Annotated in this window: 22 protein-coding genes; 13 read left to right on the top strand and 9 right to left on the bottom strand. The window is 49.1% G+C overall.

Annotated elements, in window-relative coordinates; all coding sequences use genetic code 11:
* The first annotated feature begins 734 nt into the window (after window positions 1-734).
* The 5 genes from IMCC21906_RS12720 to arfB all read left to right on the top strand — a co-directional run bounded on the left by IMCC21906_RS12720 (window position 735) and on the right by arfB (window position 5,399).
* Window positions 735-1,712: a glutathione S-transferase family protein gene (locus IMCC21906_RS12720; RefSeq protein ID WP_047012475.1), complete on the top strand. Its 978-nt coding sequence runs from the start codon at window positions 735-737 to the stop codon at window positions 1,710-1,712.
* Between the two features lie 37 nt (window positions 1,713-1,749).
* Window positions 1,750-3,603 carry a monovalent cation:proton antiporter-2 (CPA2) family protein gene (locus IMCC21906_RS12725; RefSeq protein ID WP_047012476.1) on the top strand — a complete coding sequence of 618 codons (1,854 nt, stop codon included), beginning with the start codon at window positions 1,750-1,752 and terminating at the stop codon, window positions 3,601-3,603.
* 153 nt (window positions 3,604-3,756) lie between these two features.
* Window positions 3,757-4,032: a YrhK family protein gene (locus IMCC21906_RS12730; protein ID WP_047012477.1), complete on the top strand. Its 276-nt coding sequence runs from the start codon at window positions 3,757-3,759 to the stop codon at window positions 4,030-4,032.
* 316 nt (window positions 4,033-4,348) lie between these two features.
* Window positions 4,349-4,912, top strand: coding sequence for a hypothetical protein (locus tag IMCC21906_RS12735; RefSeq protein WP_047012478.1), 564 nt, complete (start codon window positions 4,349-4,351; stop codon window positions 4,910-4,912).
* Window positions 4,913-4,985: 73 nt separating this feature from the next.
* The gene (gene arfB, locus IMCC21906_RS12740; RefSeq protein ID WP_047012479.1) at window positions 4,986-5,399 is read left to right on the top strand and encodes an alternative ribosome rescue aminoacyl-tRNA hydrolase ArfB; all 414 of its coding nucleotides are present in this window, start codon (window positions 4,986-4,988) and stop codon (window positions 5,397-5,399) included.
* 84 nt (window positions 5,400-5,483) lie between these two features.
* Here arfB and IMCC21906_RS12745 read toward each other — a convergent pair whose 3' ends face one another.
* Together IMCC21906_RS12745 and IMCC21906_RS12750 are read right to left on the bottom strand one after the other, a co-directional pair.
* The gene (locus tag IMCC21906_RS12745) at window positions 5,484-6,332 is read right to left on the bottom strand and encodes a universal stress protein (RefSeq protein ID WP_047012480.1); all 849 of its coding nucleotides are present in this window, start codon (window positions 6,330-6,332) and stop codon (window positions 5,484-5,486) included.
* 36 nt (window positions 6,333-6,368) lie between these two features.
* The gene (locus IMCC21906_RS12750; RefSeq protein WP_047012481.1) at window positions 6,369-7,859 is read right to left on the bottom strand and encodes a SulP family inorganic anion transporter; all 1,491 of its coding nucleotides are present in this window, start codon (window positions 7,857-7,859) and stop codon (window positions 6,369-6,371) included.
* Window positions 7,860-8,210: 351 nt separating this feature from the next.
* On the opposite strand from IMCC21906_RS12750, the gene IMCC21906_RS12755 reads away from it, so the two are divergent.
* From IMCC21906_RS12755 to IMCC21906_RS12770, 4 genes are all read left to right on the top strand, one after another.
* Entirely contained in the window at window positions 8,211-8,846 is a 636-nt protein-coding gene (locus IMCC21906_RS12755) for a glutathione S-transferase family protein (protein ID WP_047012482.1), read from the top strand.
* Between the two features lie 359 nt (window positions 8,847-9,205).
* Window positions 9,206-9,676, top strand: coding sequence for a hypothetical protein (locus IMCC21906_RS12760; RefSeq protein ID WP_047012483.1), 471 nt, complete (start codon window positions 9,206-9,208; stop codon window positions 9,674-9,676).
* Window positions 9,677-9,775: 99 nt separating this feature from the next.
* Window positions 9,776-10,495 (top strand): DUF2971 domain-containing protein, encoded by a 720-nt coding sequence (locus IMCC21906_RS12765; protein ID WP_047012484.1) that lies wholly within the window; start codon window positions 9,776-9,778, stop codon window positions 10,493-10,495.
* A 67-nt stretch (window positions 10,496-10,562) separates the two neighbouring features.
* Window positions 10,563-11,201: a hypothetical protein gene (locus IMCC21906_RS12770; protein ID WP_052763528.1), complete on the top strand. Its 639-nt coding sequence runs from the start codon at window positions 10,563-10,565 to the stop codon at window positions 11,199-11,201.
* A 236-nt stretch (window positions 11,202-11,437) separates the two neighbouring features.
* Here the strand turns inward: IMCC21906_RS12770 and IMCC21906_RS12775 are convergent, their stop codons facing one another.
* Together IMCC21906_RS12775 and IMCC21906_RS12780 are read right to left on the bottom strand one after the other, a co-directional pair.
* Window positions 11,438-11,977: a hydrolase gene (locus tag IMCC21906_RS12775; RefSeq protein WP_197085898.1), complete on the bottom strand. Its 540-nt coding sequence runs from the start codon at window positions 11,975-11,977 to the stop codon at window positions 11,438-11,440.
* A gap of 101 nt (window positions 11,978-12,078) precedes the next feature.
* On the bottom strand, window positions 12,079-13,359 hold the full coding sequence (locus tag IMCC21906_RS12780; RefSeq protein ID WP_047012485.1) for an NAD(P)/FAD-dependent oxidoreductase: 1,281 nt from the start codon (window positions 13,357-13,359) through the stop codon (window positions 12,079-12,081).
* 353 nt (window positions 13,360-13,712) lie between these two features.
* Between IMCC21906_RS12780 and IMCC21906_RS12785 the strand changes: the two genes are divergently transcribed.
* On the top strand, window positions 13,713-14,147 hold the full coding sequence (locus tag IMCC21906_RS12785; protein WP_047012486.1) for a hypothetical protein: 435 nt from the start codon (window positions 13,713-13,715) through the stop codon (window positions 14,145-14,147).
* Between the two features lie 8 nt (window positions 14,148-14,155).
* Here IMCC21906_RS12785 and IMCC21906_RS12790 read toward each other — a convergent pair whose 3' ends face one another.
* The 3 genes from IMCC21906_RS12790 to IMCC21906_RS12800 form a co-directional block, all read right to left on the bottom strand.
* A complete protein-coding gene (locus IMCC21906_RS12790) occupies window positions 14,156-14,593 on the bottom strand; it encodes a DUF2721 domain-containing protein (RefSeq protein WP_047012487.1) in 438 nt (145 codons plus the stop codon).
* A 62-nt stretch (window positions 14,594-14,655) separates the two neighbouring features.
* Window positions 14,656-15,021, bottom strand: a complete 366-nt coding sequence (locus IMCC21906_RS12795) for a Rieske (2Fe-2S) protein (RefSeq protein WP_047012488.1) — start codon at window positions 15,019-15,021, stop codon at window positions 14,656-14,658.
* Between the two features lie 45 nt (window positions 15,022-15,066).
* Window positions 15,067-15,531, bottom strand: coding sequence for an Lrp/AsnC family transcriptional regulator (locus IMCC21906_RS12800; RefSeq protein WP_369795782.1), 465 nt, complete (start codon window positions 15,529-15,531; stop codon window positions 15,067-15,069).
* Between the two features lie 281 nt (window positions 15,532-15,812).
* Between IMCC21906_RS12800 and leuA the strand changes: the two genes are divergently transcribed.
* Together leuA and IMCC21906_RS12810 are read left to right on the top strand one after the other, a co-directional pair.
* Window positions 15,813-17,498, top strand: coding sequence for a 2-isopropylmalate synthase (leuA, locus tag IMCC21906_RS12805; RefSeq protein ID WP_047012489.1), 1,686 nt, complete (start codon window positions 15,813-15,815; stop codon window positions 17,496-17,498).
* 283 nt (window positions 17,499-17,781) lie between these two features.
* Window positions 17,782-18,258 carry a hypothetical protein gene (locus tag IMCC21906_RS12810; protein WP_047012490.1) on the top strand — a complete coding sequence of 159 codons (477 nt, stop codon included), beginning with the start codon at window positions 17,782-17,784 and terminating at the stop codon, window positions 18,256-18,258.
* Between the two features lie 34 nt (window positions 18,259-18,292).
* On the opposite strand, the gene IMCC21906_RS12815 is transcribed toward IMCC21906_RS12810, so the two are convergent.
* A complete protein-coding gene (locus IMCC21906_RS12815; RefSeq protein WP_047012491.1) occupies window positions 18,293-19,909 on the bottom strand; it encodes an acyl-CoA synthetase in 1,617 nt (538 codons plus the stop codon).
* A 371-nt stretch (window positions 19,910-20,280) separates the two neighbouring features.
* Between IMCC21906_RS12815 and IMCC21906_RS12820 the strand changes: the two genes are divergently transcribed.
* Window positions 20,281-20,706: a YbaN family protein gene (locus IMCC21906_RS12820; protein WP_231580267.1), complete on the top strand. Its 426-nt coding sequence runs from the start codon at window positions 20,281-20,283 to the stop codon at window positions 20,704-20,706.
* Between the two features lie 97 nt (window positions 20,707-20,803).
* Here IMCC21906_RS12820 and der read toward each other — a convergent pair whose 3' ends face one another.
* Entirely contained in the window at window positions 20,804-22,219 is a 1,416-nt protein-coding gene (der, locus tag IMCC21906_RS12825) for a ribosome biogenesis GTPase Der (protein ID WP_047012493.1), read from the bottom strand.
* Window positions 22,220-22,269: the final 50 nt, after the last annotated feature.

The raw sequence follows: 22,269 nt of genomic DNA on the forward strand, positions 1-22,269 counted from the left end.
GAGGCCCTTGAGCGAGGATATAAACACGTGAAGAGGAGGGCTAGCCCTCTAGAATTTAGGCGGATAAATCGATAGTTGGCCTTGGCTGATTCAATTCTTTTGCGTGGGTATTTACCGGCTTTAAGAACTTTCTGGCCTGCCGCCATTTCCAACGTCCGGTGGATTACGCACTACACTGCTAGTTCGTTATTTTCTCTAGTGCTCGCTTTACTAATTTACGGTATTTATCGCTACTACCGCCATAGCGCTTTAGACATTTCCTTAAAAGTCACACCTGTTAAATATTCCTGCTTATAAAACTTAATATCGTCGGACAAGCCGATTTTATCAAGCTTTAAGAGAATAATTTCTACATCAATTTACGTGTCGATTTCCCTGCCGCCCATGGTATTGAATACCAAATTTTCTGCAATGGAACTACTTTCCAAGCCATCTAGCTCAGTACGAAGCCTAGATGCGACGCGCTTTTGCGGTTTACTCAAAGGAGATCCTGGTAGGGAAGTGCCGTTATCCCTAACGGCATAGTCTACGCTACGCCAGGTTTTCAGCTGATCTCTGCATATGTTAGCCACATGCCCAAGCGCAGTGAGCCGCTTGGCAGCAGCGCCAACATTAATTCATCGAATTTGTAGAACATTACCGGCAGATATTTGCGATATTAATTAATTTTTCTGTTCTTATACTAGTGTCACCATACAAGCAGCATCTCACAATCCTACTCTGTGGAGGCGTAAATGGGACTATTAGTAGACGGCCAGTGGCAAGACAAATGGTACGACACCAAATCTAACGACGGCGCATTTAAACGGGAATCCGCGCAATTTCGTCATTGGATTACCACCGACGGTAACGCTGGCCCCACTGGCCAGAGCGATTTTACGGCTGAAGCAGATCGCTACCATCTCTATGTATCACTGGCCTGCCCTTGGGCCCACCGCACCCTGATTTTTCGCAAGCTTAAGCAATTGGAATCATTCATTTCGGTGTCGATAGTCAGCCCGCTTATGCTGGAACAGGGTTGGTCTTTTAAGAAAGACGAAGGTAGCAGCGGTGACGACCTCTACGGCTTCGACCATCTGCACCAACTGTATACCCGCCAACTCCCCGACTACACCGGCCGGGTCACAGTGCCCTTGCTGTGGGACAAGCAGCAACAATGCATTGTGAACAACGAGTCTGCCGATATTATTCGCATGTTGAATAATGCCTTTAACGACATCACCGGAAATCATGATGACTACTATCCCGCTGCCCTTCAGGATGATATCGACGCGGTCAATGATGTGGTCTATCCCAATATCAACAACGGCGTGTATCGCTGCGGCTTTGCCACTCGCCAAAGCGCGTATGAGAGCGCTTATGCAGATTTATTTACAGCACTGGACACACTGGAATCTCGACTCTCAACCCAGCGTTATTTATGCGGCGACGAGATAACCGAAGCCGACTGGCGGCTGTTTACCACCCTGATTCGCTTTGATGCGGTTTATCACGGTCACTTCAAATGCAATCGCCAGCGTCTGGAAGACTTTCCCGCACTCAGTCATTATCTGCGGGACTTATACCAACATCCCGGAGTGGCAGAAACCGTCAATATCGACCATATTAAACGTCATTATTACTACAGCCATGACACGATAAACCCCAGCCGCATTGTGCCCGTCGGCCCGGATATCGATTTTTCCACCCCCCACAATCGGGCAAAACTCTAAACAATCGGGCCACTCGGCCACGTAAAGGAACAACACCATGCTGAGTAGTGCCCTTATTTATTTGTGTGCCGCCGTTCTGTCTGTCCCCATTGCTAAACGACTTGGACTCGGAGCGGTGTTGGGATACCTGCTAGCTGGGGTATTGATTGGCCCCCATCTTTTACATTTAGTCGGCGAGCAAACCGAGGTGATGCACTTTGCCGAATTTGGCGTAGTCATGATGCTGTTCTTAATCGGTTTGGAGCTTCGCCCCAGTCGGTTATGGGAAATGCGCCGCCCCATTCTTGGCCTTGGTGGTCTGCAGCTTATTCTCACGGCCGCACTTATTGCATTCGCGCTGTCCTTTATCGAATCACTGGCATGGCAAACCGCCGCGGCGATTGGCCTGACATTGGCACTGTCATCTACCGCCATTGTTATTCAGTCTTTAACCGAACGCGGGCTACTCAAAACCCAAGCCGGGAATAACGCCTTTGCCGTATTATTGTTTCAAGATATCGCCGTCATTCCCATTTTGGCTTTGCTGCCGTTATTGGCAGTAGGCAACGGCAGCACCGAGCTGTCTGGCGGCGGACATCACGGCGGCTGGATTCACGATTTACCTGCCGCAGCTCGAGTCGGTATTACCTTCGGCACCATTGCCGCCATTGTTATTGGCGGCAAGTATCTGGCCTCGCCCATGTTTCGATTTATTGCCGAAACCCGCCTGCGAGAAATCTTCACGGCTTTTGCACTATTAATTGTGGTGGCTATTGCCACATTGATGATCAATATCGGCCTGTCACCGGCCCTAGGCACTTTTCTCGCCGGTGTCGTGTTGGCAGAAAGCGAGTTTCGGCACGAGCTTGAGGCCGACATCGAACCCTTTAAAGGTCTGCTATTGGGGCTGTTTTTTATCACCGTGGGCGCCAACATTGATTTCCCGCTGATGATTGAACAACCCCTACTCATCGGCGGTGCAGTGTTGGCGCTACTACTGGCTAAAGCCGCCGTACTTGCCCTGCTCGCCACCATTTTCAAGATGGGCTACCAACACGGATTGCTCTTTACCCTCGCCTTGGCTCAGGGTGGCGAATTTGCCTTTGTTCTGGTCTCTGTCGCGAGAGAAAGCAACGTCTTCAGTCAACACATCGGCAATGTCTTAATCGTGGTGGCTGCCCTCTCTATGCTTATCTCACCGCTGTTGATTTTGCTGTATGAAAAGCTATTCAGCCGTCCCGGCCAAAAAGCCCAGGCCGAATACGACAAAGAAATCACCCCTAGCTGTCAGATTATCTTGGCAGGCTATGGCCGCTTTGGTCAGGTGATCGGCCGACTGCTTACCGCCCAGGGCCATCAACTCACCATACTGGACCACAGCCCCGGACAAGTTGAAATGGTGCGCCGATTTGGCAACACGGTTTTTTACGGTGACGCCTCCCGCAAAGACCTATTGGCCGCCGCTGGCGCAGAAGACGCCCAGATATTAATTATTGCCGTCGACGAAGCCGATAAAACCTTAGACATCATTAAAACTGCGCAAATGCATTTTCCTAATTTAAAAATTCTGGCGAGAGCCATAGATAGACGCCATACCTATGAACTAATGCGCAGCGGAATTGCGGGACTCCGTCGCGAAACCTTTGATTCAGCTTTAAACCTGGGGTTGGATGCGCTGAAACTCATGGGCCGCTCAGCAGAACAGGCGCAACGGGCCGGTGAATTATTTCGCCAGCACGACGAGCAGTCGCTAAAAGTATTGTCAGAACTCTGGGGAGATGATCGAAGCTATGGGGTTGCCGTAAGGCAGCGCCTAGAAGATTTGCGGCAGGTGCTCGCCGCCGATCGGCAAAACACCACCGCGTCTAAACAAACCGCTTCGGGCAGTCCCCCACTGAATAAACAGCCTTAGATAAGGGCATCGATGCGGTATTGCCAAAACCGCGGGCTAAAAATCTTACTAAAGCACGATGGCGTGCGAACATTTCACAAAAAATCTTGCCCAACAAATGACAGACTATTATTGATTTTCGACTCACTATCCAGGGGATGTTGAAAAGAGACTATGGGAATTAGGCTGACCGATAACCCATTAACCTTGACCGTAGGCAATAAACAGCTTCTTATTCGCCGACGCTATGAAGCCCTGAGTATCTTCAATGATTTTCTGGTTGCGATCTGGTTTTTACTTGGCAGCATTTTGTTTCTCTACCCCACTAAAGAGAAACTCGCCATTGCCCTGTTTATTGTCGGCAGCGCACAGTTTTTAGCAAGGCCCAGCATTCGCCTTGCCGCACATATACACCTGCGACGGCAGCCAGAAAGCCATTGGCAACAATAAGCTATTAGTCTTCGCGACAGACAAAAGCTGCGTGCTTTTAGGGCAGAGCCGACAGAATTGGACGGACGTAAATAACAGCTGCAATCCAAGAAGTTTTGAAGCAACATCACGACAATGTAATACTTTTAGGACAATCTTTTAACAATCAAGGGTATAGCTCTGCTTACAAAACCAAGCTAACCGCCCTAGTAACAAAACGTGCAATAGCTTCATGTAAGGGCATATAAATTGCAGCTATTACGCACATTAGAATACGAGTGTTGCCGCCTGATGCGGATAGACGGGACTGCCACCATTACGGTAAGGACGCCAGCATATGATGCTTGAGCAATTGATTATTCCTACTGACGCCTGCACTGCTCTACAAGGGTTGGGGCCGTATCAACTAATTGACGACATCAGCCTCGATGACATTCAATACACCGTAGAAGCCATGCCCGGCTTGCTAAAAAACCAGCCTTTTATCCGCTTGCGCGTCAGTCGCAAAGGCAAAAGTCGTCGCGACAGCTTTTCTCGCAGCTTGGTTTGGCCGGTCGCCAATGCAGAAAACCCTGTCGAGCTGGCCGTCCTTGCCCGCATCATTCTAGGTGGCACACTGGCTATTCGGCCCCGCCGAGATCCTAGAAAATTAAGCCTGCGCTTACGCGACTACCTTTCTCGAATCCGCCTGATAAACCATATCGAAGAGGTTGCCAGTGTAAAAGTGCCGGGCCTCGGTCGAATCCGTTTGTCTGCTACGGTATTTGAAAATGCCCAGCACCACGAATTAGCCACGATATACCAACATCGCACACATCGGCGTCGCATTGCGTTAACGCTACCCATGTCCTCTGTGGCTAAAGTTCAGCAGTGGGCCCTATGCACTAAAGCCCACCACTAACTTCGCTGCTAACCCGTCCATAGCTTGTTACACTGGTAGCAGATTGGCTGCTACTGAGTGTATTACCTGAACAATGCTGAAAATTTCCAACACGATCTCTATCCCCGAACGAGAAATTGAACTGGACGCCATCCGCGCCCAAGGTTCGGGCGGTCAAAATGTTAACAAGGTGTCTTCGGCTATTCATCTGCGCTTTGATATTCAAGCGTCGTCGCTACCCACTGTTTACAAAGAACGCTTGCTCGCCCTGCAAGACCAACGCATAAACAAAGATGGGGTGATTGTGATCAAGGCTCAGCAGTTTCGCACTCAAGAACAGAACCGGGAAGATGCTTTTACCCGGCTGGCCGAGATCATTCGCCAAGTCACTATTGTGCCTAAAAAGCGCCGCCCAACTCGGCCCAGCAAGCGCGCCAAAGCCCGCCGCATGGACTCAAAAAATAAGCGCGGCAAGATTAAAGCGCTAAGAGGAAAGGTGGTCGATTAAACGCAGAACAAACTGTCCCCAACGTACCTGTATCACTATGCTTGAGATCAGTACGTTGGGTAATCAGTAAATTAAAGCAGAGGATTAACGCAGCAGTAAAACCGGAATATCACTGAGGCTCACGGTACGAGTGGTATTACTGCCCACAAAGAACTGTCGAATCCTGGAGTGACCGTAGGCCCCCATCACCAGCATCCCAACATTATGTTGTTGCTGATATTGCTGCAAGGCCGAATGCACATCGCCTTGCAAACGCTGACTCCTTACAGCAAAACCAGCGCCCTGTAACTTCTCTTCTGCCTGAGCCATTTGCTTAAGCCGCTCATCCCCTTCCGGACAGACCGTTAACAAATGACACTCCAGGCCCTTTAAGAGAGGGCTGGCAATAACCATATCCAGCGCTTTCTCAGCCGTGGCGGAGCCGTCATAGGCAATCATAAACGACGTGGGTACAGAAAAATCGGGCACCGCCACCAAAATGGGCCGATGGGATGTGCGGATAACATTTTCTAAATGGGAGCCGATGGTATGCGCTGAGCTTTCATGTCCTTCGCCTAGACGACCAATCACGATAACCCGAATATCGTCTTCTAACTCAGCCACCGTATCAACAAGGCTACCGTGACGCTGCAAACTCGACACCTGCTCAACACCATCTTCTTTTGCCCGGCGTTCAGCTTCTGCCAACATATGCTGACCATGCTCCAAGGCTAAGCGACTGCGACGCTCATCAAGCGCGACCAGCTCATCCAGCAAATGCTCTCGACTGTCCACCCCAAGGCTACCAGACAGGTCGCCGGCCAAGGCCGATTCGCTACGCTCCAGCACATGCAACATTTTGAGCGGAACATCTAGACGCAAACTGGTCCACGCCGCCACATCACACACCGCAGAAGCAATGGGAGAGCCGTCAATAAACGCATAAACCTGCATACTACTTTCTCCTTGTTGTTATTCTTCAGCGGCGACTTAATGACCACCAAGTAGCTTTTCAACTTCTTCGGGTTTGTCATGCACCCCAAAGCGATCAACAATCGTGGCACTGGCTTCATTCATTCCCAGCACAACCACCTCTGTGCCTTCTCTGCGAAATTTAATAACCGCTTTGTCCAACGCAGAGACGGAGGTAATGTCCCAAAAATGGGCGTCGCTCACATCGATAATGACACGGCTTAACGCTTCCTTGAAGTCAAAATAGTCAATAAACGCATCTGCCGAAGCAAAGAATATCTGGCCCGCTACGGTATAGCGCCGCTCACTACCGTCTTCACTGATCACACTTTTCACCAGCATAAGCCGGGCAATTTTATTGGAGAAAAACAGCACCGCCAGCAACACCCCAACCAACACGCCCAAGGCCAGGTTGTGGGTCATCACCACCACCGATACCGTCGCTAGCATCACAATGTTACTGGATAAAGGATACTTGCGAAGATTGCGAATAGAATCCCAAGAGAAGGTACCGATTGACACCATAATCATAACGGCGACCAATGCGGCCATGGGAATCTGACCAATCCAATCATCAAGAAACACCACCATAATGAGCAGGAAAACCCCCGCCGCAAAACAAGACAGCCGTCCCCGACCACCCGATTTTACGTTGATAATCGACTGGCCAATCATGGCACAACCCGCCATACCGCCCAGCAAGCCCGCGCCGATATTCGCCAAGCCCTGACCTTTACACTCACGGTTTTTGTCGCTGGACGTATCAGTAAAGTCATCGACAATCGTGGCCGTCATCATCGACTCCAGCAAACCCACCACGGACATAGCAACCGCGTAGGGGAAAATAATCTGCAGGGTCTCAAAATTTAATGGCACTTCTGGCCACAAAAATACCGGTAGCGCGTCAGGTAATTCCCCTAGATCTGCCACGGTCCGAATATCCAAACCCATAAATAAAGAAGCAACGGTAAGGCTGACAATGCACACCAAGGGAGATGGCAGTGATTTGCCAATAACAGGTACATAGGGAAACAAATAGATAATACCCAAACCCACCGCTGTCATGGCATACACATGCCACGTCACATTGGTCAGCTCAGGGAGCTGGGCCATAAAAATCAAAATGGCCAAGGCATTCACAAAACCGGTCACCACCGACCGCGACACAAATCGCATCAGGCTTCCCAGCTTTAAAAAGCCCGCTCCAATTTGTAGTACACCCGTGAGAATTGTCGCCGCCAACAGATATTCCAGACCGTGATCTTTAACCAAGGTCACCATCAGCAGCGCCATCGCTGCCGTAGCAGCCGAGATCATACCCGGACGGCCGCCAGTGATTGCCGTAATCACGGCGATACAAAACGAGGCGTACAACCCCACTTTGGGATCAACACCGGCAATAATAGAAAAGGCAATGGCTTCAGGTATCAAAGCCAAAGCAACAACGGTGCCCGCCAATAAGTCAGCGCGAATATTGGATAGCCAATCTCGCTTCCAGGTTTCTATCATGCTCTCGATCTCGTGTTGTCAATTAATGGCGCTGTTCCCTCACCCAATATGAGTGGGTCAACCGGCAAGCCGCGTTGTCAGATAAATAAGCTGCTATTAGGTCTCTTGAGCAGACACAAGCCTCTACAGATTAACATTCAGGCTTAGTCAGCATGGAAAAACGCAGGATGAAAAACAGGCACAGCGGTTGCCACATAGCGCAGCAAATCGACGCGCACCTTAACACATCTGCCATTTCGGGAAAACTCTCGCCCTGACTATGATCTCCCGGCAAACTTGTTATGATCCCTCTAAAGAGGCCCAGCTATTCACTTCAGCAAGCCCGTCATTCTTATAAAAAAGGACGTCATTATGATTACCATCTACCACCTGGGCGTATCCCAATCTGACCGCATAGTCTGGCTAATGGAAGAGTTAGAACTGCCCTACCAGCTCGAATGGTTCGATCGCGGCCCCGACGGGCTGGCACCCCCCGAATACACCGCACTTCATCCTGCCGCCACCGCACCCATTATCAAAGACGGCAACAAGGTCATGGCCGAGTCTTCAGCCATCTGCGAATACATTTGCTGGCGTTACGCAGACGGCAAACTCAGCGTTGCCCCAAAAGAAGACCACTATCCAGACTATTTGTACTGGATGCAGATGAACAACAATCTACAGAACATTTTCTTTGCCCAAAAAGCCGCTGGGCCCGAGAATGAACACAACGCCTTGATTCTCAGCGCCATGACCCGGCGAGAACATGCCTTTTACAGCTACCTAAACCAACGGCTTGGCGAAGTACCCTACTTAGCTGGCCAAGAATTTAGCTGCGCCGACATTATGATTATGTTTAACCTCACCTCACTGCCCTTATTTGGTGGCCGCAGTATAGAAGACCTGGACAATGTAAAAGCCTACGTGCAGCGCGTGAGTCAGCGCCCCGCCTATCAAAAAGCCATGGCCATTGCCGGACCGCAAGCACCAAAACCACTAGCCTTGTAGCTTTAGCTACAGGGAATAACTAGCTTGGCGCGGATACTACTTGCGACTAAAACGCCCGCGCCGAGTTAATTCACTAACATGCCTATTATTGTTTAATCAGACCAAGTAGCCCACTATCTACATGGCCAGTTACTTAACTCATTGAAATTTATAAAAACCGCGATAAGATCAAGGCAAAGGAATACTTGGCAGAATTAAAGGGAATTCATCTTCGCTTGATCGACGCTCGCTTATAGCGAGACCTACATCTCATTGAATTTCCTAGAATTTATCAATCAACAATTAAGCCCATTTCCTGATAAGGGGGCCGGAGTGATGTATGGCTCGAGTCTTCATAACAACTATTATGTATTGAAATCATGGATATAGTAGTTAGTACAATAAAGATAGTAGGGCTGATCGGCCTGCTACTGTGGTATTTGTTTTTCGCACCTAGCTGGGTCCGCGAATGGTCAGAAAATGCTCTGCTATCCATTCAGGCAGCTGTGTTTTGGTGTCTTGATGTCGCGATCAAATCTATTGATATAGCAGTACACCTTTTTCACTGGTTCGGCAGATTTTTTGTTGTGATGATTTTTGTCGGTGCGGCAATAACTCTATCTGACAACATGGCGGCGATATTTGATCTGAGAATCTTAGAGCCAAGTGGAGCCGTTTTTGAAATGACTAGGTTGTTTGAGGATAAGATTACGTGGGTTGCCTCTACGGCAATAGTGGCTACCACTGTCGCGCTAGGCCACTTCAAGACACTCGACCTGAACTATGAAAAACATAGGGAAGAGGTACGAGAAAAACTACGAGAAAGCCGTGCTCGTAACCAAAACACATAACCAGGCCAATCACAGCGATGGCTTTTCCGTTGCGGCTTCGCCTCCACTCCAATGCCAGGCGTGCTGGCAGCCTTATAAGTTAATAATGGTAGTCTGCGCATGAACATAAACTGCGTCCATTTTGCAGGAGAGGCCGTTAATTCACCTTTGATATTGTACAAGTATCGAGAGGTAAGCGGGTACGCCTTAGAGGGGCTTATCAATTCGAGCCTCTATTTTTCAGATCCATTTTCATTTAACGATCCCTTTGAGCCGGTGAAGGCATTGGATAAATCCCCCTTTCAGGAGAGAATATATTATCAGCTTAAAAACTCCGGAATTCTGTGTTTGAGCGACTCTTCGACATCCGTACCAATGTGGTCCTGCTATGGTGGCGCCCTGAAGGGATTTTGTGTTGGATATTCAACAAAAAGACTTCTGGAAACAACAGAACCAGACGCATTGAAACGTGTATACAAGGTTCAATATAGAGAGACCCCTTATAGGTCTATTGATTCTGATCGACTTATAAGTACGGAATTTTCAGAGAAAGACCCTGAATTAATCAAAATCTTCGCAACGAAGCACGTCAGTTTCGAGCGTGAAAACGAGTACAGGATAGTGATTGAGCCTAGAGCTGCTATAGAACCGGGCAACCCAACAAATGGCCTTTACTCTCATTCCCCGGATTCATTGGAAGAAATTATTTTTGGTGCCTTAATGCCGGAAAATCAAATCCAGGCGGTTAAAGCTATCTTTGAGAATAGGAAGCATATTCCGATATTTAAAAAAATTAAATTCGGAGCGACAAGCTATGAGCTATTTACAGTTGACCTATAACAATCAAAGATAGCCGATGCTAAAAACACGTAGCTGCTTTGGCCGTTCTAACTTTATGGAGAGCTGAGTGAATCGCAGCTTAGAAGATCAAAAAGTCGCCAATGAGATGTTTGACAAGTTCAGAGATGATCTTCTTAAGCGCGAGCTGTCAAATAGCGAAAGCTACGACAAGGCAATTTTGGCACTATCTTCGGCTAGTTTGGGCTTTTCCCTGACCGTTATTAAATTCATAGTCCCTGTCGATACCTCCATTCATATTTGGCTATTAATCCTCTGCTGGTCACTTTTAGTTTTAAGTGTAACCCTCTCGCTATCAGCATATCTCATAAGCAATAAGGCAATCCAAACGCAACTCAACAATGCGAGAGACTATTACAAAAATGGTATTGAGGATGCTTTTACTAGAAAAAACATCTATGCATCGATCAATACATTCTTGAATCAAATTACAGGCTTTTTGCTAGCAATAGCTATTACTATTATCGTGGTTTTTATCAGCATCAATATTACTAACGGAGAAAACGAAATGTCCAAAGAAAAGTCATCTGGAACATGCATTGAAAAAAGTGCAAACATTCCAAGCATGGAGCAAGTATCAACTCCTGTAGACAGCGCAACTAATAGCGCCAATGTGCCGACAATGGAGCAGGCCCCTAATACAGGAACAACTTCCAAAGGCGGGTCGTCGTCCGAAGGTAAGAAATAGTTATGTTATTCGGCTCAATCGCACCCGCTCGCCGTAGATTACGGCGTTGAGGCCTTATAAATACTTACCTATTTCCGTCGAGTTCGGGATTCGTGATAGGCCGATTATTACCAACACCGTCCTTTAGTAGACCAATCCAAACCGGCTTAACCATAAAATGACCAACGCTAATTTTTCACCATACGTTGGTCAACTCAAACATTTAATGGTGTTAATTTACAACCATCAATTGACCATTAACGAACAATAGGCAAAATCGCTTTAAAAGCTGCGCTGCTACTATCACCAACCAGCTCGTACAATGCCATTTCTACCGAGCTTAACCCCGCTCCGGCGCTGGCTAGTTTTTGTAGTGCGATGTTGCGATTATTGACGGTTCGAGATGACACTGCATCTTCAACAATGTCCAGTTGATAACCCTCCTCTAACATATCCATTGCAGTTTGATAGACACACACATGGGTTTCGATTCCACAGATTAGCCACTGTTTTCGGCCACTATGGTGAATCGCTTGTCTAAACTCTTCATTTCCCCAGCCACTAAATGTGGTTTTTGCTATGGGCTGCCCCAGCAGTAGCGTTCGTAACTCATCTACCGTTTCCCCCAAGCCTTGGGGATATTGTTCCAAACAAACCACTGGCACGGAAAGCGCCTGGGCACCTTGAATCAGCTTGGCAATATTATTAATAACACTTTCACTATTATCGACAATACGGGCGAGTTTGCCCTGCACGTCCACAATAATTAATCCGGTATTCTCCAGCTTCAGCATCATTCAACCTCATTACCACCGCAGATAACCGACTACTGCGGTGTGTTTTAACAGAAAAGCTCGCCCGCCGAGGGTTGGCGGCAAGCTTTTTATCTCGCGCTATATTAATGCAGTTTCAGTCGCGGGCGTAATAGCCGGTTAAAACGCCCAGCCAGCAGCAACATAAGGGTGCGGGGCCAGCCATACAAGGCCGCTTGATGGAGTCGATACAAAGAGACGTACATCATGCGGGCCAGCCAGCCTTCGACAAAAAAGTTGCCGCCCCGTAAATTCCCCATTAGCTGCCCCACTGCCGAATACTCTGACAATGACACTAGCGAGCCGCGATCTTTGTACACAAAGGGAACGGGTGAATCACCGCGCTGCAGGCGACGAAATGTTTTCGCGAGGTGAAGTGCCATCTGTTGTGCTGACTGGGCACGTGGCGGTACCAATTTATCGTCTCCCAAAGGACAGGCGCAGCAATCTCCCATGGCAAAAATAGCGGGGTCGCTGGTTTGTAAGCTCGCGTCTACCTTGAGCAAAGAGGCTTTGCCGCCCTCCAGTCCTAATTCATCTAACACCGGGGGGGCTTTTATGCCTGCCGCCCAGACTAATAACTCTGCCTCTATGCGCTCGCCAGATTTAGTCGTCATCACACCCTGCTGAACCTCTGCCACCATGGTATCGACCCGCACAGTGACGCCCATAGTTTCTAATTGCTTCTGGGCATTGGCGGCTAGCTCTTCTTTCAAGCCGGGCAGTATTCTCGGCCCCGCCTCAATGAGTTGCACATTAAGGCGTTTGCGGTCCAGCTTGTCATGGCCGTAAAGCTTCAATAACGACACGGCATGATGCAGCTCTGCCGCCAGCTCAACGCCGGTGGCGCCGCCACCGACAATGGCGATGGAAATAGGATGGTCTCGATAATTTGCGCTGAGGCAGTGATCGAGAAAAATCTCATGAAAACGATCTGCCTGAGTGCGCTTATCAAGAAAGAGGCAGTGTTCAGACACGCCAGGAATGCCAAAATCGTTGCCCACACTGCCAATCGCCAGCACCAAATAGTCGTAGTTTATTTGGCGCAGCGGCAATATTTCTTCCCCTTCGGAATTAATATACGGCGACAAAATAATGTGCCGATCTTCTCTATTAATGCCACTGAGTTCACCAAGGGCAAAACGGTAATGGTTTTGATGGGCGTGGGCCCGGTAATCGACCGCATCCAGGTCGGCATCAATCGCGCCGGTGGCAACCTCATGGTAGCGCGGCTTCCAAATATGGCTGGTGCTACTGTCTACCAGCGTAATTTTAGCCTTACCCTTCTTACCGAGGCTACGCCCCAAATAAGTCGCTAAGGGCAGGCCACCGGCACCACCACCTACTATCACGATATGATCGGTCATAAGACACCTCCAGACATTAGAATTTGGCAGAACCGGCCAACAGGTTTCACCGCTCCAAGATGGAGGGAGCTAGGATGAAACGCGGTTAGACACGAAAAGATGCTGAATGCTCAAAGCCGGGTAAATAACAGCGCAAGCCGAGGCAACATTCAAAAAGCTTATAGATCGAGGGGAATAGCGCATTTCCTATAAGTAAATAGTGGAGTAAGTAAGCAAAACCCGCAAGGGCAAGAACAAGCTCACAAGTCTCAATACCGCTAAACGCCCGTAATCCGTGACCGTTTTGTTCATAACAGCAAGGCGTCTACACCGTCTTAGCATCGGCAAACGCGTATACTGACCTGAGCATTAGTATGCTTATATTGCTGATAGGCAAAGGCAATACAGGAGGCAACAATAAGAGGCCCCACAAGACTAAGGGTATTTTGCTGGTGATGATGGCTGAACAGACAACACAAAGACGGCAATATTTTCGTCTGCCCTACCCCGACACCTCTCAACCGCCATTTAAGCTCGATAATGGCAAAGACAATTATCGCGTGTTGGAAATTGCCGAGAACAGCCTTTTACTGGAGCTCAGCTCTGAGCAAAGCCTCTCAGTAAACACCCCCTTGGCAGGCGAGATTATCTTTCACGATATGAGCTCAGAATACCTTAGTGGCACAGTATTTCGCCTGGACGACCGGGGCGCGGTGATATTACTCAAACGCGGTATTAGTTTTCGGCAAGTTATCCGCGAACAGCTCTATATCAAATCCCACTTTCCGCGGTTTTTCCGTCACCGTTAAAGGTGCTCTCAAGGTCCGTTTAATATGACTCTTGTTGCCAGCTGAATTTCACGCAAAAAACCAATCAAGGCACTAATTAAAAACAGCATCGCTAATACAAACAGTGCGGCCACCATTAGCCCGCTATTCCACTCCGCCACCGCGCTAATAAACAGCGTGGCAATCACAATACACACCAGCAAGGCGCTGGTGGTCGCAAAGCCAATCGCCCTGTGTACCACGCGCCCCCGCCGGACCAATACCGCCAGCTCCCGGTCAATGCCTTGTCGACGCGGGTCGTCTGCGGTTTCCAGACGGGCGTGTAATGTTCGGCTACGGTCCACAATACGGGACAAACGATTGGCGAGCACATTTAAAATAGCGCCCACACCTGCTAATAAAAACACGGGCGCGACAGCTTGTTGTATTGCATGAGTAATCGCCATTACGGCAATATCTGCAGCCATTCTTGTTTACCAACGCTAGTTATTTTAAGCCAATAAAGCGGGGAACCCCCGCTTTATTGCAATCATATCCGGACGTAAACCGCCTCGCCTTCGCACTCAACAGGAAAGGTTTCTACCGGCTGGGGAGACTTGCCCAGTGCGACTATTTTTTGCATCCACACTGGCAGCGGAATACCAAAAAAGGTGGTGGTCCATTCCACATTGTTGCCGCTCAACAAATCAAATGTAGAGCCATGAAATGGACAGGTCACCGCGCCATCGCAAATTTTGCCTTTTGACAGCGGTAAACCCAAGTGAGGACAACGATTTTCAATTGCGGCTATTTGACCGTTCACACGGGTCAGCAGCAGTTTTTTTCCCTCTGCCTGACAAGATAAAAAACGACCTTCAGGCACCTCATCTATATTGGCAAGCTTGACCTTGTTCATATCCGTTACTCTCCTGTGATGTCTCTTTTTATAAAACTGCTCGTATCATAGTATCGGCAATGCGGTTTTCTGCAATGGCGATTTCATAACAAAGCTGGAATGGACCCCGGTCACCCCCTCAATTCGGGTCAAACGCTCCAACAAAAGCGCTTGAAACCCATCCATATCAGCGACGATAACTTTAAGCAGATAGTCGGCCTCTTGCCCGGTAATTAAATGGCACTCCAACACCTCCGGACAACTTTTAATATGCTGCTCAAAATTTTCAAAGCGCTCTGGAGTATGCCGATCCATGCTGATATGGATAAACGCCATTAAACTTAAACCCAGCGCGCGGGCATTCACCAAGGCCCGATAGCCCTCTATCAACCCCACCTCTTCTAAACGCCGCACGCGGCGCAAACAAGGCGATGGCGACAAGCCGATTTGATCTGCCAGCTCTTGATTACTCAACCGACCATTTTCTTGCAGGGCAAGCAGAATCTGTTTATCGTAGCGATCTAACTTCATAAAAAAACCACGCATATTCATTTATTTGAAATAATATGCCAATAAAATAAAGATAAATAGCATAAACATGAAATATTCCTCTCTATTTACGCAAACTTCGCAATCTTCTGCCGTCGGTTTTTTCCTATACTGTTCACCGTGGAGTTACCCCTCTGCAAATACTCAAGATGACTGGCAACACCCCGCCAATCATTAACGAGATCACAGGCTTCTACCCGAAACCTTAAGATGCCCGGCTCGCCGGGCTTTTAAACTTTTTACACATCCAGCAGGGAATAGACATGAGCTTCGACCATCGCAAATACCAAGCCACTCCCGGCGTCGCCATCAGCGACCGTCAATGGCCAAACAATAGTCTGACCACAGCGCCCATCTGGTGCTCAGTGGACTTACGCGATGGTAACCAGGCGCTAGTAGAGCCCATGACCGTTGATCAAAAGCTGCGGATGTGGGATTTGCTGGTCAAACTGGGATTCAAGCAAATTGAAGTCGGCTTTCCCTCCGCTTCACAACCTGACTTTGACTTTGTTCGAGCACTGATTGATGGCAATCGTATTCCCGAAGACGTCACTATTCAGGTGCTGACCCAAGCCAGAGAAGAATTGATTGCCCGTAGCTACGAGGCAATGGATGGCGCAAAAAAAGCCATTGTCCACGTATACAACTCCACCAGCCCGGTGCAACGTGAGCGGGTCTTTGGCATGGACAAAGAAGGCATTAAAGCCATTGGTGTGCAGGGCGCACGCTGGGTAAAAGAGTACGCCGAAAAATACCCCAACACAGAATGGAGCTTTCAATACTCCCCCGAGAGCTTTAGCAGCACCGAAGTAGAGTATGCTACCGAGGTCTGCGACGCTGTTATTGCCGAATGGCACGACACCGGTAAACCGATCATCATTAACCTGCCTGCCACGGTGGAGTGCACCACTCCCAACGTATTTGCCGATCAGGTTGAGTGGTTTTGCCGCAATGTAAAACACCGCCAAGATATTATTGTATCGCTGCACACCCACAATGACCGTGGCTGCGCAATTGCCGCCGCCGAGCTGGGCGTGATGGCTGGCGCCGACCGAATCGAAGGCACTTTGCTGGGTAATGGTGAGCGCACCGGCAATATGGACATCGTCACCATGGCAATGAATCTTTACAGCCAAGGTGTCGACCCCGAGTTGGACTTGTCTCAAATGGACGAGATTATTGCCGTTGCCGAACATTGCACCAATATTCCACTGCACCCTCGCCACCCTTATGCCGGCGATCTGGTCTTTACCGCATTCTCTGGCAGCCACCAGGATGCTATTCGCAAATGCATGAGCAAACAGGGCGACGACGAACATTGGCAAGTGGCTTATCTGCCCATTGATCCCGCCGATTTGGGGCGGACTTACGAAGCGGTTATTCGTATCAACAGCCAATCGGGTAAAGGTGGCGTGACGTGGGTACTGGAAAATGATTACGGCCTGAACTTGCCCCGCTGGATGCAAATTGACGCCAGCCGTAAAGTCCAAGCTGCCGCCGAGGAGATTTCTGGCGAAATCAGCCCTCAGCAAATATGGGAGCTGTTTGAAGAAAACTACCTGAAACCCGTTGATGGCTGCGCCATGCAAAACTTTGCATTAAGCCAAGATAACGCCGAAAACGACGGCCGCGACGCCCTTAAGTTGATTTTTGACTACCAAGGTAAGTCGGTGGAGATTACCGGTCAGGGCGAAGGGGCTATCAGTGCCTTGGTTAACGGCTGGCGCGATCACTACGGCGATACCGTTGAGATTTTGGACTACAGCGAACACGCCCTGAATTCTGGCACCTCGTCGCAAGCCATTGCCTACGTAATGCTGTCAGTAAACAACACGCGCTATATTGGTGTTGCCGCTCACAGAGACGTGGTTAGCGCTTCTATGCAGGCCGTGATCAACGCTGCAGCCCAATCTCAGGCAGAGGCCGAAAGCCAACGTAAAGCGGGATAAGCCTGTACTCACGTCACCACAACGATCAAGCCCCCCTGCCAAAACAGCAGGGGGGCTTTTTATTTCAGCAGCCTTACATCGCCAGTACATCGCCAATCTATTCTAGCTCAAATGTGATGCTGACATCGTTCCGGCTTGTCCCTGATCAGTACCCCTAGCCCCGCCCCAGCACTTCTGCCATTATTGCCAGCACGTACTAAAGTTGATTTATCTAGTCGCCTCAAAAGCAATACTCAACACAGCCCACATCACGGAAACTGAGAAAACTAAAAGGATAAAAGGCATGAAAACGCTATTACTGACTCTGGGTCTCATCTTATCCGCAGGCACAAGCCTTGCCGAAACCCAAACCCAAGAGATCAATGGCATCACCATCGGCGGCAAATCCACTTGCCCATTTATATCAGACCAGAGCTTGATTAATATGCTAGGCCAGCAGCTTAGCCGCGCGCCGCACCCGGTTATTCCACCCAACCAGCGCGGCATGCGCATTGTCAGCAATTTTCATTGTGATACGCCTGAGCAAGCTGGCGGTCATGTTCTGTATACCGGCGCCGTTGCCCTGGAGGTTTTGGCTCGGGTAGACCGCCCCTTTTCTGATAACTATTGGTTGCCGATTTACGACTACAAAATTTACGGCATTAAAACCAAAGAGGATTTACCTAGCTCTTTCGCGATGGGCGTCAATGAGTTTATTGGCTCAATGAAAAACGTCACGCCAACAGCCTACCGAGGTTTTGGACTGCAGCCACCACGTTAGTAAGCTTTGAGCCTCTTAAATCAAACCACTGATTCTACGCCGTCCAGCCACCGTGACTGGAGGCGTAGGCTTTCGCAAAACCGTAATCGGGTTTGCCGCTGGGGCTGCGAGGCAGCTCGTCTATTACATGAATTTCCCTAGGCAACTTGTAACTGGCAATATGCTGACGGCAATGGGCAAGCAAGCCCTCAAAATCCACTGCCTGCTCTTCTCGACACTGTATAACCGCACTCACCTTACTCCCCCAGCGGGCATCTTCTAAACCCATTACCAGAGCATCGTAGACTGCGGGATGGCTCTTCAACGCTATCTCAACCTCTTCTGGAAAGACCTTTTCACCCCCGCTGTTAATGCAACTACTACCACGGCCAAAAATTGTGATGCTGCCGTCTTCACCGCGTTCTGCCACATCCCCGGTTAGCAGCCAACGCTGCTGGTTAAACATCACAAAAGCCTGCGCGGTCGCCTTAGGGTCGCCGAAGTAAGCTTCGGGAATATGCCCGCAACGGGCTAAAATCCCCGGCTCACCAATTGCTGCTACACGAGTGCCATAGCGATCTAACACCAGTACGGCCGTATCACTTCGCGGCTCTATTTTAACCAGCCCCAAACCGGCGGAGCTGCCAATGCCCGCGCCCACTTGGCCACTCTCAGATGAGCCGTAACTATTCGTTAAATAAAGCTGAGGGAAATGCGCCAACAACCCCTCTGAGCTAGAAGGCGAAAGAAGCGCACCACCAGTCCCCAAGGCAAAAAGGCGCGACAAATCCCAACGTTCCGGGTTGGCCTCTAAGGCATCCAGCAGCGGTATCGCCATGGCGTCTCCCACAATTTGAATTAAATTGCAGCCCTCGTCAGCAACACATTGCCATGCCTGTTCCGCATCAAAGGAGCTCGACCCCATCAGCACCAGTTTGTTTCCAGCCAATAGCTGAATTAGACCAAACCACTGAGCCGCCCCATGCATTAACGGCGCCATGGCAATACTACAAAACGCCGGAGTATTTATTCGTTGAACGATATCTTCGGGTTGTTTACATGCGCCTTCAGAAGAAAAATAACCGCCACCACCAAGCGCCGCAAAAAAAACATTCTCGTGGGACCAGAGCACTCCTTTTGGCAAGCCCGTCGTGCCTCCGGTATACAACACATAAGAGTCCTGGCCGGAGCGGCTGGGAAAGTCGCTCGAATTTTCATGCCGATCCCTGGCATTGGCATAGTCTGCAGCGGGCAAAGTGAGCTCTTCACCGCTGCCATCATCCACTGCAATCAAAAAGCGAAAGGCGTGGCCGCTACAATGTAGCTCCTGAACCATTGGCGCAAAACGCCGATGAAAAATACACACCTGCAGATTCGCATTATCAAACAAGTGCTTTAGTTCATCTTTCACATAACGGTAGTTAATATTGACGGGCACTGCGCGAATTTTGAAACAGCCTAAAAGCAGCTCAAAATATTCGGTACCGTTAAGGAGATATAAACCCACGTGGTCACCCTGCCCTACGCCTAACTCCGAGAGATAATGAGCAATTTGATTCGCCCGCTTATCCAACTCCCCGTAGCTTAAGCGGCTTTCACCACACACCAAGGCTTCCCGGCTCGGCACTTCCTTGGCCACCGCCTCAAACAAATCCGCAAGGTTAAACTCCATACTCACTCTCTTAGCAATACAGAACCACTATCATGGCCAACATCAACGACGCTCAAAACGGTATCTAACAAAACAACTTAAAACGCAAAATTTATTCACTAAGACACAGCTGACTTTAACGCAATGCAAGAAATCTATCGATAAAGTCTCGTTAATCTTACAAATTTCAATCACTGTGACACAGACACTACGAAGCTATTAATTAAGACGCCTGACCAGCAGGAAAGCAATTACGAGTTATACGGATAAGCACAAGCATTGCTAAACAAGGCAGTCTCGTGTCCCCAGCGTGAAATTTGCTGATATGATTGTGTTTAGGCAATGACACATCAACAGCCTAGCTATAAGTCATCAATTATTGCGGTATGCACTTGAACCGAGAACCCTTTGAACACCAAAACCGTTTTATTCGCTACAGCTTGCTGGTGATTGGCTGGGTATCGTTTATTTTGGGAATGATCGGCCTGCTCTTGCCTGTGGTGCCCACCTCACCTTTTCTTATTTTGAGTGCAGCGTGTTTTTTAAGAAGCTCGCCAAAGTTTTATTACTGGCTAGTAAACCATCGCTGGTTTGGCCGCTATATTCGCTATTACCTGAATGGGGAAGGTATACCCCGGCGAGCCAAAGTGATGATACTCAGTTTATTGTGGATAATGATGCTGAGCAGTGCGTTGTTGATAGTCAAAATTGCCTGGGTATCCGTCACCATGTTGCTTATCGCCGCTGCGGTGACGATATACATTATTCGTCAACCCGAGCCCGATGCGAAGGCAGAGCCAGACAACAACCCCCACTAACTGATATTTGTCGCCATGCCGTTCGCTAATAAGCTTGGGCGCTCGGCATGGCAATCCTCACCCGACAACACCCGCCCTTTAGCTAATAAACACCGCTTTATCTGCCGCGCTTTTTCTTGGAATCCTTTTTCTTCACAAAGCTCACCAACCGCCGTTTGCGATCAATCTGCCGTTTAGTCAGGGTATTTTTCTTACCCTCGTAAGGATTGTCTGATGTTTTATATTGGATACGAATCGGCGTGCCAACCATCTTCAGTTCACGGCGAAACACTTTTTCAAGGTAGCGGGTATAACTGGCAGGCACCTTGTCAGTCTGATTACCGTGAATCACCACGATGGGCGGATTATTGCCACCGGGGTGCGCCAAACGCAGTTTAATACGGCGGCCATTGATCATTGGTGGCGCGTGGTCGTATACCGCGCCCTCCAGAATCATGGTTAAGTTACGGGTTGCCAGCTGTCGAGTGGCCGACTCATAGGCTTTCTCAATGGATTCATATAAATGCCCAACACCTGTGCCATGCAGTGCCGAGATAAAATGAATTTCTGCAAAATCAATAAATTGTAAGCGTCGGTCTAGCGTGGTTTTAATATGGGCTTTTTTATCGCTATCCAAGCCATCCCACTTATTGATAGCCACCACCACGGCTCTACCTGCGTCTATCACTTGCCCCAGTAAATGAAGATCTTGATCAACAATACTTTCTTGGCCATCCATCACCAATATCACCACATTGGCGTCATCGATGGCCTTTAGGGTTTTAACTATAGAGAATTTCTCTACGGTCTCATGAATATGCCGACGCTTGCGCACCCCGGCAGTATCAATCAAGGTATAGTCTTCGCCGTCCCGCTCATAATTAATATAAATACTGTCGCGGGTGGTGCCGGGCTGATCAAAAACTACCACCCGATCTTCACCCAGCATGCGGTTAACCAAGGTAGATTTACCCACATTGGGGCGGCCCACCACAGCAATTTTTTTGCCGCTGGCTAACGCCGCCGCATCGGCTTCGTCCGACTCTGGGAACTGCTCCAAAACATCCTGTAATAATTTACGCACCCCTTTACCATGGGTTGCCGTAAGCGGGTAGATTTGTGCGGCACCGGTTTGATAAAACTCGGCCATTGCCACATCAGGGTCGGTGCCATCCACCTTATTGGCAACAAAAAACACCGGCTTGGAACAGCTGCGTAAATGCTGAATCAGGCCTTGGTCTGCAGGCATTAGCCCGGCACGGGAATCCAGCATTAACAAAACCGCATCGGCTTCATCAATCGCCTGCAAAGACTGCTGGGCCATGGCTGAATCGATGCCTTCTTCGTCGCCGGTAATCCCCCCCGTATCAATAACCATAAAACGACGATCACCAAACAGCGCCTCGCCATATTTGCGATCTCGGGTCAGCCCCGGAAAGTTAGCCACCAAGGCATCCCGGCTTTTGGTAAGCCGGTTAAACAGCGTTGATTTACCCACATTGGGTCGGCCAACTAGGGCGATAACAGGAATCATGATTTTACCGTAAGAGGAAGGGGACCCGCGCCGCGGGCCCAAAATAGCAG

Origin of the sequence: Spongiibacter sp. IMCC21906, assembly GCF_001010805.1 — a bacterium.
Lineage (GTDB): Bacteria > Pseudomonadota > Gammaproteobacteria > Pseudomonadales > Spongiibacteraceae > Spongiibacter.